The 17,271-nt window shown below is 35.0% G+C and carries 14 protein-coding genes; 6 read left to right on the top strand and 8 right to left on the bottom strand.

Features of this window, described 5'->3' with window-relative positions:
* Nucleotides 1-4: 4 nt before the first annotated feature.
* The 6 genes from IV513_RS05540 to ricT form a co-directional block, all read right to left on the bottom strand.
* Nucleotides 5-1,279 carry a DUF6080 domain-containing protein gene (locus tag IV513_RS05540; protein WP_209389620.1) on the bottom strand — a complete coding sequence of 425 codons (1,275 nt, stop codon included), beginning with the start codon at nt 1,277-1,279 and terminating at the stop codon, nt 5-7.
* Nucleotides 1,280-1,351: 72 nt separating this feature from the next.
* Nucleotides 1,352-2,710, bottom strand: a complete 1,359-nt coding sequence (locus IV513_RS05545) for a T9SS type A sorting domain-containing protein (RefSeq protein ID WP_209389621.1) — start codon at nt 2,708-2,710, stop codon at nt 1,352-1,354.
* A gap of 77 nt (nt 2,711-2,787) precedes the next feature.
* Nucleotides 2,788-4,323: a YdiU family protein gene (locus IV513_RS05550; protein ID WP_209389622.1), complete on the bottom strand. Its 1,536-nt coding sequence runs from the start codon at nt 4,321-4,323 to the stop codon at nt 2,788-2,790.
* A gap of 78 nt (nt 4,324-4,401) precedes the next feature.
* Nucleotides 4,402-6,786 carry a transglycosylase domain-containing protein gene (locus IV513_RS05555; protein WP_209389623.1) on the bottom strand — a complete coding sequence of 795 codons (2,385 nt, stop codon included), beginning with the start codon at nt 6,784-6,786 and terminating at the stop codon, nt 4,402-4,404.
* Nucleotides 6,773-7,255, bottom strand: coding sequence for a gliding motility lipoprotein GldH (locus IV513_RS05560; protein WP_209389624.1), 483 nt, complete (start codon nt 7,253-7,255; stop codon nt 6,773-6,775). Before IV513_RS05560 ends, IV513_RS05555 begins: the two co-directional genes overlap by 14 nt.
* Nucleotides 7,248-8,651, bottom strand: coding sequence for a regulatory iron-sulfur-containing complex subunit RicT (gene ricT, locus IV513_RS05565; RefSeq protein WP_209389625.1), 1,404 nt, complete (start codon nt 8,649-8,651; stop codon nt 7,248-7,250). Before ricT ends, IV513_RS05560 begins: the two co-directional genes overlap by 8 nt.
* Nucleotides 8,652-8,930: 279 nt before the next feature.
* Between ricT and IV513_RS05570 the strand changes: the two genes are divergently transcribed.
* The 4 genes from IV513_RS05570 (at nt 8,931) to IV513_RS05585 (ending at nt 13,391) form a co-directional block, all read left to right on the top strand.
* On the top strand, nt 8,931-10,169 hold the full coding sequence (locus tag IV513_RS05570; protein WP_209389626.1) for an OmpP1/FadL family transporter: 1,239 nt from the start codon (nt 8,931-8,933) through the stop codon (nt 10,167-10,169).
* Between the two features lie 8 nt (nt 10,170-10,177).
* Entirely contained in the window at nt 10,178-11,656 is a 1,479-nt protein-coding gene (locus IV513_RS05575; protein WP_209389627.1) for a G-D-S-L family lipolytic protein, read from the top strand.
* An 86-nt stretch (nt 11,657-11,742) separates the two neighbouring features.
* Entirely contained in the window at nt 11,743-12,681 is a 939-nt protein-coding gene (locus IV513_RS05580; protein ID WP_209389628.1) for a ribose-phosphate pyrophosphokinase, read from the top strand.
* 56 nt (nt 12,682-12,737) lie between these two features.
* A complete protein-coding gene (locus IV513_RS05585) occupies nt 12,738-13,391 on the top strand; it encodes a 50S ribosomal protein L25/general stress protein Ctc (RefSeq protein ID WP_209389629.1) in 654 nt (217 codons plus the stop codon).
* A gap of 81 nt (nt 13,392-13,472) precedes the next feature.
* On the opposite strand, the gene pepT is transcribed toward IV513_RS05585, so the two are convergent.
* Nucleotides 13,473-14,729: a peptidase T gene (pepT, locus tag IV513_RS05590; RefSeq protein ID WP_209389630.1), complete on the bottom strand. Its 1,257-nt coding sequence runs from the start codon at nt 14,727-14,729 to the stop codon at nt 13,473-13,475.
* A gap of 185 nt (nt 14,730-14,914) precedes the next feature.
* Here pepT and IV513_RS05595 point away from each other — a divergent pair, with 185 nt between their 5' ends.
* Both IV513_RS05595 and IV513_RS05600 read left to right on the top strand, forming a co-directional pair.
* Nucleotides 14,915-15,763, top strand: coding sequence for a hydroxymethylglutaryl-CoA lyase (locus IV513_RS05595; RefSeq protein WP_209389631.1), 849 nt, complete (start codon nt 14,915-14,917; stop codon nt 15,761-15,763).
* A gap of 97 nt (nt 15,764-15,860) precedes the next feature.
* A complete protein-coding gene (locus IV513_RS05600; RefSeq protein WP_209389632.1) occupies nt 15,861-16,262 on the top strand; it encodes an OsmC family protein in 402 nt (133 codons plus the stop codon).
* A gap of 56 nt (nt 16,263-16,318) precedes the next feature.
* On the opposite strand, the gene IV513_RS05605 is transcribed toward IV513_RS05600, so the two are convergent.
* Nucleotides 16,319-17,158, bottom strand: a complete 840-nt coding sequence (locus tag IV513_RS05605) for a GLPGLI family protein (protein ID WP_209389633.1) — start codon at nt 17,156-17,158, stop codon at nt 16,319-16,321.
* Nucleotides 17,159-17,271 lie beyond the last annotated feature (113 nt).

The following is a 17,271-nucleotide window of genomic DNA, read 5'->3' on the forward strand; positions in this document are numbered from 1 at the left end:
TTTTTTATCTGTAAAATTGATTGATAAAATCGAAAAATTCATACATTCTGATGTAATTGTTTTCAATAATAAACACAAGCATTACTCCCACAACAGCGGTTAAAAAAGAAAGTATTTTGGGAGAGTTTTTATAAGAATAGAAAAGCCAGCCTAATAAAAGAGGAAATACAAAGACAAAATGCCCACCATAAATATACGAGGTATGAAGTCCAAACCTCAAAACACAGTGAATTAAAATGTCTACTAAAAAGGAAAGCATAAGAATCTGAACCAATTTGTTTTTAAAATTCTTACCATAACTCCATAATACTAACCCAATTAATATAACTATAAAAGCATACTGAAAAAAAGTTGTATACACATCCATGAATAAAGCCTGGTAATAAAATCCTTTCATATTATGTTTTTCACGAATGAAAAAAGCAGGAAACAAAATATTTCCTCCAAAAAAATATGAAACAATCATATCCCAGACCGGAACCGACTTCACATTAGAAAATTTCTCATATTGCTCACCAGATTTGGAAAGAATATTCTGATACTTAAAATCTATTCGACACAAATACAGTAAAACGAAAACAACAATTGTAGTTACCACTCTTATCACTGCATTACCGAATTTTTTCCAGCTTTTAAATATATCTTTCTCAAATAAAACTGGGATAAAAACTTTTACAATATTGGTTACCGTAAGTCCGCCAATCGAAACACCTGCCAAAACCATAGCAGAACCAGCTATTTTTTTATCTTTTTTAATCTGAATAGCTGTATAATAATTATAAAGTATTAAAAGGAAAAATGTGTACGTATAAGTTTCCGGAGTAAAGGATAATAGAATATTTGTGGAAAACACACTGAAAAACAAGACAATTAACAGACTTAACCAAAGCGGAAGTTCTACAATATTTTTTAGGTATTTAAAAATTTGAATCAGACTTAAGCTGATGGTAAGATTACTCAGCCAAGCTAATGTAAGCCTGAAACCCACACCTGTTTTACCATTGGAAACCCAAAATGCCAATTCTCTAACCCAGTTAAAGAAATAGTAAGAAAGAGGATGTCTTTCAAAACTTCCGCCGGTCATTACAATAGCTTTATTGTCGAAACTAAAGTAAGCATCCCAAGGAATTCTTGCATCAAAGATTATTCTGTAATGCTGAGCCAGATAAGTCCCCAAAATACCATACACAGTTATAAAAAAAGCAAACAATAGCAATTCTGCTAGAGTTGAAGGAAAAACAATTTTAAAAAAAGAAATCAGTTTAGATTTAAATGACACAAGAGAATTTTTTGCAAAAATAAAACAAAAAACCCACCTTCGCAGTGGGTTTATTTGTTTTAAATGATAAGATTATTCTTTAATAATTTTTTCTATTGCGGAAGTACCATCCACAAACTCTACTTTAAGAAGGTAAATACCTTTTTCTAAAGACCTTAAATCTGCTTTACCAGAGAAATCTCCTTTAGAAACTACTTTTCCTGAAAGATCTAATAATGAAGAAGATACTATTTTTTTGTCTGTTTTAATACTAACAAAATCTTTTGTTGGATTAGGATAAGCATTTATAGAATTTTTAGTTTTTTTAACATCTGCAACACCAAGGTTTTGTGTCGACTTAAACATTCCGCCCGCGGTAGAAGAAGTATTGAAACCTCCTGAGAAACATGTATTCACATCGGAACATCTTACAGCCAAATGTTGCACGCCGGTATCAAGAGATGCCCAAGTTGTACCATTATCTAAACTCTTCCACGATCCTCCCGATGTACTTGTTGCAACCAAAAAATTTGTTCCTGGAATATATGTTATGTCATTTATTTTATTTGAAGCATTAATACCCGTAAAGGTTACTGAAGACCAAGTAGTTCCACCATCAGTAGTTCTGTAAATTTCCAATCCAGTTGGTGTAGCAGAGCTTCCTGTTCCTGTAAATGTTTTCTTCATCACAATACCTCTGTTAGCATCACTCCAAGCCATATCACCATTTACGCCAGATCCTCCAAAATCTGTTAATCCATAAGAAGATCCTGTAAATGCTACATTCCATGTTAAACCTTTATCGGTAGACTTATAAACTCTACCCTGATTAGTATAAAAGAATATATTATTTCCTACGGCATAATATCCCGCATTGTATCCGTATTCCGAGCCTAGCGGGTTTGGAATGTTTGCTGAAGCAACTCTAGTCCAAGAAGTTCCTCCATTAGAAGAAGTATAAAGTTCAAATTCTCCATTTTCAGGATCTCCTCCGGCAATTACATTATTAGCATCAAAAGCATGTACAAAATTCAAAAAAGATTCTCCAGCTGTTGAAAAAGGTTGTTGAGCCGTCCAAGTTACTCCGCCATTTGTTGTTTTATAAACAGCTCCTATACCATCGTTTGAAGTAGACAATAATGCACCAACCCATGCTGTAGTGGCACTTACGCCAGAGATATTTGTAATGGTAAATGCAGGGTTTCCAACATTAATACTACCCGCAGTCCAAGTAGTACCACCATTAGATGTTTTAGTAAATTCCTGAACATTAGGGGGATTCGCAGATCCTCCATCATAAGCAAAAGCCCAAACAACATTAGAATCAAAAACTTCTAATCCTGAAATTCCTCTGGATGCCGTACTGAATCCGGAATTCTGTGTGCCCCAATACTGAGCAAATGCTGATGTAGAAAATATTAATACAAAAGCAGAAAGTAAAGTTCTTTTCATAAGATTTAATTTTGTTTAAAATTAATAATAAAACCGTTATCTGTATGAATTATTTTTAAATTTTAAGCAAAATAATTCTAAGAACTGCATGAAAGCATAGAACATCCTGAAATATCATCATACTTTGAGGGTCTTTTGATGGAAAATTGAGGATAAATTTCTTTATACGGGTTTTTTAGGGCTGAAATAAGCTTTTCAAACAATTCGTTCTTTCCTTCATTAATTTCTTCAATACATTCGAAGAGAACATAATTTCGAAGAATAAATTTCGGATTGTTTTTTTTCATCAGTTCTAAAGAATCTTCTCTTGAGAAAGTATTGTCCAACAGTCTATTTTGATAAGTTTCAAGGAAATGATTAAGCTTGTCTTTTTTATTTTGATCTAAAGCTCCATAACTCACAGCTTCGAAATCAACATCTTTTTCGTTACGCATCTTTTCAATTTCATGGAAAAACAATGTGTAATCGAATTGCAGTTCATGCATAAGCCCTTGCCAATTGCTGAAAAATTCTTCATCACTTTTTTTCAGTTCATCAAACCCAAATTTTTTGCATAACATTGTATCATGCGCTTCCCAAAAGTAATTTCCGTACTGATTTAATGTTTCTTCTAAAAATTTTTCATCTTTTATTAAAGGAAATAATGAGTTGGCTAACTGCCACAAATTCCATTGCGAAATTTGTCCCTGTTTTCCGAAAGCATATCTTCTGCCGGGCAAATCTGTAGTATTGGGAGTAAAATTCAAATCATATTCATCCATCATAGAATATGGACCATAATCTATGGTTAACCCAAGAACTGACATATTATCGGTATTCATAACACCGTGCACAAACCCCACCCTATACCATTCTACTATTAAATCTGCTGTTCTTTTACATATTTGAGCAAAAAAATCTTTGTATTTTTCAACTCCTTCAGACTTTATATCCTTAAAATAGTTGGCTATAGCAAAATCTGCCAAATTTCTAAGCGTATCGTATTCTTTTTGTGCAGAAATTAATTCAAAATGACCAAATCGGAGAAAACTTTCTGCGGTTCTGATAACTACTGCACCTTTTTCCGACTCCGGGTTACCATTGTACATCATATCTCGAACCACATGTTCTCCACTCAAAGCGAGGCTTAAAGCTCTTGTTGTAGGAACTCCCAGATGAAACATGGCTTCACTCATTAAATATTCTCTTACTGAAGATCTTAAAACCGCTCTTCCATCTGCATGACGTGAGTATGGTGTGGCTCCTGCACCTTTCCATTGGATTTCTGTTTTCTGCCCAAAATCATTAATAATTTCTCCTGCAAAAATTGCACGCCCGTCTCCAAGTTGTCCTGCCCAATTCCCAAATTGGTGTCCCGCATAGGCAGTTGCATAAGTTTTAATATTTTGTGGTAAATCTGAAGCTGTTAAAAACGGAATATCTTGCTCCTCAAATTTTCCAAGTCCTATTTCTTCGGACAGTTCTTCATTAAAATGAATAAGTGTTGTATTTTCAAACCCAACAGGTTTCACCAATGAAAAAAGAACTTTCGGAGTGTTTCTCTGCATGGTATTTCCTGAAAAATCTCCGGGAAAAATCTCAGTAAAAGGTTGCTGTATTTTGTCGATATTCATACATCAAAGATATTAAAAACCAAAAAGAAAAAGACCTTCCAAATTATTGAAAGGTCTTATAACAATTATTAAGATTGTTTACTTATTAAAATCAATATTTTCTCCCGTGTTGAGATTCTCATTGATGTTTTCTTCTTTCTTACCTGAGTTATTTTTAGGTGAATTATCTGCAGGTCTAGGATTTTTGAGATCATCTATGGTTTGTAAACCACCTTCGTCACCATATCCACCTCCTAAACCTTGAAGATTGCTACAGCCATCTTTCCAATCACTTGGTTTTACAAATTTATCGTCTGGAGAAATTTTAAGACTCTTATCTGCCCATACTTTCTTCATATAAATTGCCCAAATTGGCAATGCCATTTTCGCTCCCTGCCCTTCACCAGTTCCTAAAAAGTGAGTAGCTCTGTCTTCCCATCCTACCCAAGCTCCGGTTGCCAGTTTCGGTACCATACCCATAAACCAACCATCGGAATTATTTTGTGTAGTACCCGTTTTCCCTGCAATTTCAACAGCTTTAGATATTCCTCTTCTTCCTAATTCTCCGGAGGCAGTACCAAACTCTGCCACACCTTTCATCAATTCAATCATGGTGTAAGCATAATTAGGGTTCATTACCTCTTTTGGATCCTGATTTACTTCTTTAATAACTCTACCATTTACATCTTCTATACGCCAAATCATTTCAGGTTTGTTGTAATTACCATAGTTGGCAAAAGTACTGTAGGCTCCCAACATTTCATAAATTGTGATATCGGAAGATCCAAGTGCCATTGGCAAACTGGTAGATATTTCTTCTGTAACTCCCAAATCTCTTGCAGTCTGAATAACACTCTGAGTACCTGCCATTTCTGCCAATCTAACAGCAACAGGGTTCTTAGAATGGGCCAAAGCATTTTTAAGTGTTAACATTCCACCAGAACCTTCAACATTCCAGGTTCCTTTTCTGTAAGATGCGTTAGAAATTGTTGAACATGGAGTTAAACCTAATTTCATGATTGCAGTTGCATATACAAATGGTTTAAAAGTAGATCCTACCTGTCTTTTCCCTTGTTTGATGTGGTCATACTGGAAATGCTGCCAATTGATTCCTCCAACCCATGCTTTAATTTCTCCTGTTCCCGGAACCATAGACATTAACCCCGCCTGTGCAATTTGCTTATGATATCTTATTGAATCCCAAGGGCTCATCTCCACTTCTTCTTCTCCAGCCCAAGTAAACCTTGTCATTTTAACGGGTTTATGAAATTCCATTAAGATTGAATCTTCAGGCATATTTTCTGCAACCATTTGTTTATAACGACCTGTTCTTTTAACAGCCTGCATCATCAAATTATTTATTTGAGTGGAGTTCAGTTTATAAAAAGGTCTGTCTTTTCTTCCTCTCTGTTCTGCATCGAATCTTCTTTGAAGGTCTGTTAAATGTTCTTTAATGGCTTCTTCTGCATACTTCTGCATTTTGGAATCTAAAGTAACATATATCTTCAAACCATCTTTATAAAGATTAAGTTTCTTCCCTGTATCTTTTTCGTAGTCTTTAAGATATTTATCTATTTCTTTTCTCAGATAAAATTTATAGTAAGCAGAATAATCATCGGTAATATCTTCTATTGGACGATAATCTGTTACAATTGGAGTTGCAACTGCTTTTTCATACGTTGGCTGGTCGATATAACCTGTTTCCAGCATCTGCTTTAAAACGACATCTCTTCTTTCTTTTGGTCTTGCACTATTATCACGAAGAGGATTATTGGCATTTGGAGCCTCCAACATAGAGACAAATACCGCAGCTTCTGGTAATGTGAGCTGAGAAGCAGATTTGTTGAAGTAAATTTTAGATGCCATTTCAATACCATTGGCATTGTGGGTAAAATCGAACTTATTGAAATATAAAGTTATGATTTCTTCTTTAGTATATCTTTTTTCGAGACTTACTGCTACTACCCATTCTTTAAGCTTTTGAATTGCTCTTTTAACAGAGTTCTTGGAGGGTTCTTTGGTAAAAAGCAATTTTGCAAGCTGTTGGGTAATGGTAGATCCACCACCTCTTCCACCTCTGAAAACTACGGCTCTTACCACCGATTGCAAATCTATCCCAGAGTGTTCTTTAAAACGTTCATCTTCTTTTGCCTGCAAAGCATAAATAAGATAAGGCGGAAGATTTTTATACTCAACCGGCTGTGTTTTTTCTTTCTCAAATTTCCCTAACAGAACCCCGTCTGAAGAAAATATCTGAGACGCTACATAAATATCCGGATTTTCCAGCTCTTTCACATCCGGCATTTCGCCCAAAAAACCTTGCGAGACCGCAAAAAAGAGTCCCGAAATCCCTAAAACCACTGCAATAAAACCTACCCAGATGATTTTCACCCATCTTTTCCAGGCAGTATTTTTTTGATTTTTTTTAGGAGGAAGCGGGAACTTATTTCCCGTACTCCCTGTATTTTGATTATTTTGTTCCATTTGTACTTACGGTTTTTGCCGTTTCTACTTTTATTCCTAAATCTTCAATTCCCGGAAGTGCATCGTTTCTCATTGCCTGAGAAACTGCGATCTCATATTTGCCTTTTTCCGGAAATTTATAATTCAGTTTATATTGAAATAATGTTTCTTTCGTTTCACCAAACCCCGTTCCCAACCACTCTCCGTTCGGATTTGCCAAAATGTAATTCAGCGTATCTATCTCTGCTTTTTTGGTTTTTAGATTGGTAAAATTTACGATAAATCTTATATTACTGTAAGGATAATCGTTATTGTTTCTTACAACAAATATAATATTTTTAGCATTTTCAGGATCGGAAATATCAAGATTAAATTTTTGTTGATTTTTTTTATCCCATTTATTATCAACATGATTCATCATTACCTGATCTTCAGATGTATTACATGCTACAATACTCATTAAAAGAAGAAAACCTGAAATTTTACGCATTATTATCTTTTTTGGGAGGAAATTTCTTTTTAAATTTCTTTTTAGGTTGCTGATTTTGAGGTTTTTTCTCGCTATCGTTAGCAACTATTGCCTCTGTTTTTTCCGATACCGATTTTGGAGATTGCTTTTGCTGCGGTTTTGGAGTGTTTGCAGAATTAGAATTTGGCTTCGTACTTCTCTCTTGTCTTACCGGTCTTTCACTTTTCTCAGCACGTACGTTTTTATCCGTCGATTCAGGACGATTCTTCCTATTTCCGTTCTGGCTATTGTTCGGTTTGTTCTGATTTCTGTTTCGGTTGGAACCTCGGTTCTTTTTCTCGAATCGGTCTACACTGTTTTCCTGAATAAGATCCACGGTCTGAACTGCCAATTCAGGCTGTTTCAATTCTTCAAGAGGTAACGTTCTTTCGCCTTTTTTATTTTGAGAAATCAGTTTTTTTACCAAAGCTACATCAAAATCGTACCATGCCATAGAACTGTCGACATACGCAAACCACATTTTCTTCTTGAAAACATCAATTTTAATACAAAAAGCCTTTCCTTTTTCAGTTTCCAGTGTTGTAGACGAAGATGGAAAATCGCTTAATGCATCCAAGTAACTGTCTAGTTCGTAATTCAGACAACATTTCAGCTTTCCGCACTGTCCCGCCAATTTCTGAGGATTGATGCTTAATTGCTGATATCTTGCTACATTGGTATTTACTGATCTGAAGTCTGTTAACCAGGTAGAACAGCACAATTCTCTTCCACAAGATCCTATTCCTCCAACTTTTGCGGCTTCTTGTCGGAAACCGATTTGTTTCATATCAATTTTGGTACGGAAAGTTCCTGCAAGCTCCTTAATAAGCATTCGGAAATCTACCCTGCTATCTGCTGTATAATAAAATGTAACTTTAGAAGCATCTCCCTGATATTCCACATCTGTAATCTTCATTTCAAGACCCAATCTGTGCGATATTTTACGGGATTCTATTTTTACACTTTCTTCTTTTTTTCTGGCTTCCTGCCAGATTTCTATATCTTTTTGGTTGGCAAGCCTGTATATTTTGGGTGCTCCTTCATCCGAAAATCTTTTTTTCTTCATCTGAATTTTCACCAATTCGCCTGTGAGACTTACTACGCCCACATCGTACCCCGGACTAGATTCTACTGTTACAACGCTACCTATATGTAAAGGAATATTATTTACATTTTTATAAAAGGATTTTCTGTCATTTTTAAATCTAACTTCAACAAAATCACACCTATTAGATGATGGATTTTGAATATTTGAAAGCCAGTCGAAAACACTTAATTTATAACTATTACCGCAGGTATTTACATTTTCACAGCCATTCGCAGATTTTGTTCCGCATGAATGCCCAGAATCGCCGGATGTTTTACATCCACAACTCATATTATAATTTATTTAATCTTGCAAATTTATTGATTTTTATCTTTATACCATTTCCAAATGTACTAAATATTAATTTCAGATATTGTTTAATATTAAACAAGAAGGTATTCAAACCTAAAACCAAAAATTAACTATTTATTAATCAGATATTTATAAGTTTATTAAATCAATTTGCTATTTTAAACATAGTTTTAATTGATGCTTACGTTTAAAATATTAAGAAATATTAACAGATGTATTCAAAATAATTTTATATTTGACTTATATAATATATAGTCTATGAAAAAAATTTTAATATCCACCGCTTTATTGGCTGGTGTTTTATCTTATGCGGGAGGCTTCAGGGTTTCTCTGCAAGGTGTAAAGCAATTGGCAATGGCTCATACAAGTGCTCATGCTGAAGATGCAAGTGTAGCATTCTTCAATCCTGCGGGAATGTCGTTCATTCCTTCCAAATTGAGTATTGTAGCCGGAGGTTTCGGGGCAAGCAATAAGGTTACTTTTCAAAATCTGAATACCTTAAGCAGTGCAGAAACCGACAACCCTCTTGGAACCCCTATCTATGCGGCAATTGCGTATAAACCAGCTAAAAATATTTCAGTAGGTTTTAGCTTCTCCACACCTTTTGGGAGCACGGTGCAATATCCTAACGATTGGGAAGGAAAAGAATTGGTTCAGAAAATGGAACTTAAAAGTTTCTACTTTCAGCCTATGGTTTCTGTGAAAATGACCGACTGGCTTTCTTTCGGAGCAAGTTATATTTATGCTAAAGGAAAAGTAGACTGGGATAAGGCTGTAACACAATTCGGAGGCATTGTTAATATTAATGATAATAAAGCCAGCGGACATGGCTACGGATTTGGTTTTTATTTCAGACCAGACCCTTCGTTTGATATGAGTATTGCCTACCGTTCTCCTGTAGACATGAAGGCAAAAAATGGTACAGCAACTTTTAAAGCTCCTTCTCAAAACACAGTAAATGCTCTTTTGGGACTAAACAGTGCAGGACAAGACAGTTTTACCGCAACACTCCCTCTTGTAGAAGAATACACCATTGGTATGACATACAAAGCCACTTCAAAATGGCTTATTTCTGCAGATTTTAATTATCACGGATGGGGAAGATACAGTAAACTTACTTTAGATTTCGCCAATGCTCCTATCGGAAATCAGGCAGATCCTACAGTTTTGGTAGCTCCTAAAAACTTCAAAAACTCTAAAACCTTCAGATTGGGAACCCAATATGCTTTCTCCAGTATGATTTACGGTCGTTTAGGAGCATATTATGATGAATCTCCTTATTCAGATGAAAACTTCATCCCCGAAACGCCATCATTCAACACTTATGTAGTAACAGGAGGTCTTGGATTTAAACTGAAACAATTCGGTGTAGATGTTGCAGGAGGATATGCTATGCCACAGGCAAGAGATGTAAAAAACCCAAACATTGGTTTCTACGGACAGGCTAAAGCTAAAGCATTCTATTTTGGTCTTGGATTATCGTATAACGCTTTTTAATTAAGAATATGAAAAAAATTATAATATCAACATTAGCTGTATCCGCACTTCTTTTTACAACAAGTTGTAAAACAGATTTTGATACTGATGTAAAAGATATAGCTGTTACAAATGGTGAAGCAAACTTCTCGAAATATGTAGCACTTGGAAACTCACTTACTTCAGGCTTTAGAGATAATGCATTGTATATTGACGGACAGAACGAATCTTATCCGTTAATTCTCTCTAACCAGATGAAACTTGCAGGAGGAGGTGCATTTAAACAACCTATGATGCCAAACAATTCGGGAGGATTTTCTAATCTTGCCAATCCTGCGACAGGAGATTTTTATGGCAAAATTGTTTTAGGTGTTGGATGTAATAATGCATTAGCACCAAAACCATCTGCACCCGGAGCCGCTTTGGACAATATCTCTACTGGAGGCCCTTACCAGAATCTTGGAATTCCTGGAGCTAAGTCATTTCATCTTGGACTTAGCAATTACGGGATACTAAACCCTTACTATACAAGGTTTTCTACAGGGGTTAGCCCGATAAGCGCTGCAGTTTCTCAAGCTCCAACATTTTTCTCATTATGGATAGGAAATAACGATGTCCTTTCTTACGCCACAAGTGGAGGAACAGGAGTAGACCAAACAGGTAATGCTAATGTAACAACTTATGGCAATAATGACATTACAGATCCTACCCTTTACAAATCAGTAATCAACAGTTACGTAACAGCACTTACTGCAAATGGCGCTAAAGGTGTATTGGCAAATATTCCGAATGTAACATCAATTCCATTTTTCACTACAGTTCCTAGTAAGCCAATTTCTAACCTTACTGATGCACAAGCGAGCCAACTGAACACAGCTTATGCTCCTTACAATGCAGGAATTCTACAGTTGAAATCTATGGGTGTAATTACAGATGCAGAATACCAAAGCAGAGTAATTAAATTCACCGCAGGAAGCGTTGCCAACGGTGCAGTAATTTTAGACAAAGATCTGAAAGACTTAACAGGATTGAATCCGGCACTTAAATCTTACAGACAGACAACAAGCGAAGATTTCATCATATTACCTGCTGCAAATCTTATCAAACCTTTCGATGCGACATGCAATCCTCAAGGAATGAGCGCAGGAACTGCAGTTCCTTTAGCAGACAAATATGTACTTACACAAAAAGAAACTTTAAAAGTTATGACTGCTACCAAGGCTTACAATGATGCCCTTAAAGATATTGCAGCTTCTAAAGGACTTGCTTATGTTGATGCAAATACGAAGATTAATGAACTTGGAGGACAATCTGGTATTGTGTGGGATGGAGTAAGATACAGTGCTAAATTTGTAACAGGCGGAGCTTTCTCTTTAGATGGAGTTCATTTAACCGGAAGAGGGTATGCCATTATAGCAAACGAGTTTATTAAAGCAATTAATGCTAAATACAAATCTACCCTTCCACAAGTAGATCCTAACAAATATTCTGGGATTACCTTCCCATAAAAATTAATAAAAATAAAAACTTAGAAACCACAGGATTAATTCTTGTGGTTTTTTGTTAAATTTGCAAAATCTTTTAAAAAGTAAAAATGGCTGATCAACAAAGTTATCTGTTTTCAACAAGAACGAGCAAGGATCTTGCAGAAAAAATCGCCCAGTATTATGGGAAAGAGTTAGGAAAAATCATCATTCAGGAATTTAGCGACGGAGAATTCGAGCCTGTTTTGGACGAATCTGTAAGAGGAGGAAGAGTATTTCTTATAGGATCTACATTTCCGCCGGCAGACAATCTTTTGGAGCTACTTCTCATGATTGACGCAGCAAAAAGAGCATCTGCAAAAAGCATTACTGTAGTACTTCCTTATTTTGGTTTGGCAAGACAAGACAGAAAAGATAAACCAAGAGCTCCTATCGGTGCAAAACTGGTTGCCAATCTTTTAACAGCTGCCGGAGCAACAAGAATTATGACAATGGATCTCCATGCAGATCAAATTCAGGGGTTCTTCGAGATCCCTGTGGATCACCTTTATGCTTCTACCATTTTCGTAGATTATATTAGAGATCTTAAAATGGAGAATCTTACCATTGCATCTCCAGATATGGGAGGTGCGAAAAGAGCAAAAAATTATGCCGGTCACCTAGGAGCCGATGTTGTAATTGCTTATAAGGAGAGAAAAAAGGCAAATGTAGTTGAAGAAATGTTCCTTATTGGAGATGTTGAAGGTAAAAACGTCATTCTTATCGACGATATGATAGATACTGCCGGTACACTTTGTAAAGCTGCAGATATTTTAATGGAAAAAGGAGCAAAATCTGTGAGAGCAATGGCTACACATGGTGTCCTTTCGGGAAAAGCTTATGAGAATATAGAGAACTCAAAATTATTGGAAGTTATTGTAACTGACTCAATTCCTGTAAAAACATCTTTGTCATCTAAAATAAAAGTGCTATCTTGCGCCCCATTATTTGCAGATGTTATGAAGATGGTGCACGAGCATCAATCTATCAGCAGCAAGTTTGTTATTTAATTAATAATCAAACATTTGCAATTAAAAATAAAAACAATTTTTTAAATTTTTTATAAATGAAATCTATTACAATTCAAGGTACAAAAAGAGAAAGCGTGGGCAAAAAGTCTACAAAAGCTTTACGTGATGCTGAATTAGTTCCTTGTGTTGTTTACGGAGGTGAAGCTCCTTTGAACTTCTCTGCTACAGAGAAATCTTTCAAAGGTTTGGTATACACTCCTGAAGCACACACGGTATCTATTGAGGTTGACGGACAAACTATTCCGGCTGTTCTTCAGGATATTCAGTTTCACCCAATTACAGACAAAATTCTTCACGCAGACTTTTATCAGTTAGCTGAAGACAAACCTGTTGTTATGGAAGTTCCTGTTAGAATTACAGGTCGTTCTAAAGGTGTTGTGGCTGGTGGTGTTCTTCGTCAGTCTTTCAGAAAATTAAAAGTAAAAGCGATTCCTGCTAATTTGCCAGACGAAATCGTTGTAGATGTTACTCCATTAAGAATTGGTAACAAACTTTATGTAGGAAGCATTAAAGCAGAAGGATATTCTTTCATGCACCCAGACAATGCAGTTGTTGTAGCTGTTAAGATGTCTAGAAATGCAATGAAAGGTGGTGCAGCAGCAATGGATGAAGAAGATGAAGAATTAGAAGAAGAAGTAAAAGATCAATCTCCTCTTGTTCCTACAACAGAAGAGAAATCTGACGAATAATAAAATTTTCGACTTAAATTAAAAAGTCCGTTTTCACAAATTGTGAAAACGGACTTTTTTATAATCCGATAGCTTGATTTCTTAGAGAATATCTTTTTTCACAATATTCACAATCACTTCAGTTGCTTTCATCATACTTTCCAAAGCTACATATTCGTAAGGTCCATGGAAATTGATTCCGCCAGCAAAAATATTCGGACAAGGCAATCCCATGTAAGATAATTGCGCTCCATCTGTTCCACCTCTAATTGCCTTAATTTTAGGCTCAATTCCGGCTTCCTTCATTGCTTTTGCAGCAAGATCTACGATGTGCATTTTACCTTCAAATTGTTGCTTCATATTGCGGTATTGCTCTTTAATCTCGATTTCGGCAGTTCCTTCTCCATGCTTTTTATTAAAATCGGCAACTTTCTCTTCCATAAATTTCTTTCTGGCTTCGAATTTCTCTTCATCGTGATCACGGATAATGTATTGAAGTTTTGCTTCAGCAATATCTGCATTAATATCCATTAAATGATAAAAACCTTCAAAACCTTTCGTAGTAGAAGGAGTTTCGTTGACAGGAAGCATTTGTGCAAATTCAGATGCCAGTAAAGCGGCATTAATCATTTTTCCGTAAGCATAACCAGGGTGAACACTCAATCCGTGAATTTTCACTACCGCTCCGGCTGCATTAAAATTCTCATATTCCAGTTCTCCTACCTCTCCACCATCCATTGTATAAGCGAATTCTGCTCCAAATTTTGCTACATCAAATTTGTGTGCTCCTCTCCCAATTTCTTCGTCTGGAGTGAATCCTACAGCAATTCTTCCATGTTTAATTTCCGGGTGAGCAATAAGATATTCTGCCGCCGTAACAATTTCTGCACAACCAGCTTTATCGTCGGCTCCTAAAAGAGTATTTCCATCAGTCGTAATTAAAGTCTGACCAACATATTTCTTCAAACTTTCGAATCTTGAAGGAGATAAAGTGAAATTTGTTTCTTTATTTAAAACCAAATCTTCACCCTGATAGTTTTCCCAAATCTGAGGTTTTACATCTTCACCACTGAAATCCGGTGAAGTATCGTAATGGGAAATAAACCCGATGGTCGGTAGATTATCATTCTCCAAATTTGAAGGAACATATCCCATAATATATCCATGCTCATCAATAGAAACATCTTCCAGACCGATTTTTTTCAATTCTTCTGTAATATAATTGGCAATATCCAATTGTCTTTTGGTAGAAGGGGTTGTTTCGCTTTCCGCATCGCTTGTGGAATATATTTTTACATAGCTGATAAAACGGTTCAGCAGTTTTTCTCTCCACATTGAGTTGAATTCCATTGTACTCATTTTTGATTTTTAAATTTTAACAAAGTTAGCAATTCTCAATGTCCGAACAGATTATTGTTATCCAATAAATTTCATTGATTTTATGAATACAAAATAAAACGCTGACAATCAATTAAATGAATTAACAATCTCTATTCCGATTTAAATAGTTTAGTTTTATTATATTTGAGAAAATCAAAAGTAAAATGTTTCTTACCGAATGTCCGAGAGACGCCATGCAGGGTTGGGACGAATTTATACCCACCAGTAAAAAAATAGATTACATCAACTCGCTGATGGAAGTGGGTTTTGATGTGCTCGATTGTGTGAGTTTTGTATCTCCGAAAGCCATCCCGCAAATGGCAGATTCTGCCGAAGTTGCCGAAAATATAGACAAATCTTTATCTAACACCAAAGTTTCTGCTATTATTGGCAATTACAGAGGTGCAGAAAAGGCTTTAAAACATCAGTCTGTAGATATTTTAGGATTTCCTTTTTCTATTTCTGAAACTTTTCAGCATCGCAATACCAACAAAAATCAAGAAGAAGCTTTTGATGATATTGTAAAAATTCTTGAACTCACAAAATCTGAAAACAGAGAATTTAATCTCTATTTCTCCATGGCATTTGGAAATCCTTACGGAGAAATGTGGAAATGGGAAGATGTAGATTTTTGGGCTCAGAGATTTTCGGAAATCGGAATTAAAAATATTTTACTCTCGGATACTACCGGAGTAGCAACAGCCGAAAAAATAAGTTTATTATTCGAAAAAATTCCTTCTAAATATCCCGAAATAGATTTTGGAGCCCATTTCCATAACAGATACGAAGATTCTTATTCTAAATTAAAAGCTGCCTACGACAAAGGTAGCAGAAGATTCGATTCTGCCATAAAAGGAATTGGCGGCTGTCCAATGGCAAAAGATGATTTAGTAGGAAATATGCCAACAGAACAGGTAATTAATTTTATGAGTGTAGAGAAGGTAAATCATAAGCTTAATTTACTGAATTTTGAAAGCTCATATAATAAAGCAAAAGATATTTTTCATTTTTAAAAAAAAGAATAGTTTTTGTAATATTACTGAGTGAAAGTTGATATTCAACAAATAAGAACTGTAAAAATTATTTTCTAAAATCATTAAATTTAAAAAAATGACTTCAAAAATAACCTACATAGGAGATTTAAGATGTTCTGCAGAACATTTACAATCCGGAACAATTATAGAAAGCGATGCACCTACGGATAATCATGGAAAAGGTGAAAAATTTTCTCCCACCGACCTTTGTGCAACTTCTTTAGCCGAATGTGCTCTTACAACTATTGCTATTTTAGGAAAAGATAAAGGAATTAATATTGAAGGAGCCTATTGTAATCTTCAGAAAATAATGGCTGCAAACCCCCGAAGAATAACAGAAATCGTATGTAATTTTGTGTTTTCTGACCAATATTCTAAAGAGGAAAAAGCTTTTATTGAAGAAACAGCCCATAACTGCCCTGTTGCCAAAAGTCTTCATCCAGATTTGGTACAGACGATGGTTTTTATTTATCAATAAATAATTACCACAGATTTCTGATTTTTTTAAACTCACTCCTCTCTGGTTATAATTACTTATTCTTTCTCAATAGGATTAAAAGGTCTTGCTGGAACTTTTGGTATAATCTCTTGTCCGTCAGCTGTTATAGCTTTTGATTTTACAAAGAATCCAGGATTATCGTGATAAGTTTTCTCAAGTCTGAAAAAATCATCTCGGCTGATATTCTTAATCGATTTTTCTTTTCGCCAATATATTTCTATTGGCTTTTTTGTAATAGCAACTGCCTCAAAGCTATATTCTTTATTTTTATCTTCAATTTTTAAAATAAGTCCAGGTAAATTACCAAAAATAAAAGGACCATCGTAGATAGGTATTGAGGTAGTATACCAAGCATTATACTCTCTCCCCTTGTAAGAAAGAGTTGCTTTATTACAACTGTATCCCAAAATATTTTCAGAGCCTTCTATAAGTTTCCAATTCATTTTTGGGATATTTTCTTCATATTGATATACATCGCGAAAACGCTCTTGAATAGATATAGTTCTATTACTAAAATTCTTCAATACATTTTTTCCAAACACGGTATGGTATCTAGAGTACTCGTTGAACTCTTTTGCTCCAATACTGTTTTGCTTGCTGAATAAATTTTCTAAAGAGTCTCTTTTTACTAAAATTAAATCTGTAAACTTAGAATATTTGCTATTAATAGCCAATAGTGCATGTGTTGAAGATGTAAGAGATGGATTATTTATGTCTTTTATATAACTTACTTTAAAGAAAATATTAATATCTGATAATCCCAATGAATCTGCACTGTAGGGAGAAGACAACATTCTAAAATTACTTGGCATTTCAAAACTTTGTGCAAATATTGAAATAGACAAAAAATGAAATAATAAAATAAGTTTTTTCATTTGTAAAATAATTATTTATGAATATCCGTAATTTATCATAACTTTTGTATATTTGTAGTAATCAAACAATTAGATATGAATTTATTCAGTTTTTCAGCACATTTTGGGACAGA

This window comes from Chryseobacterium sp. RR2-3-20, assembly GCF_017808115.1.
Taxonomy (GTDB): Bacteria; Bacteroidota; Bacteroidia; order Flavobacteriales; family Weeksellaceae; genus Chryseobacterium; species Chryseobacterium oryzae.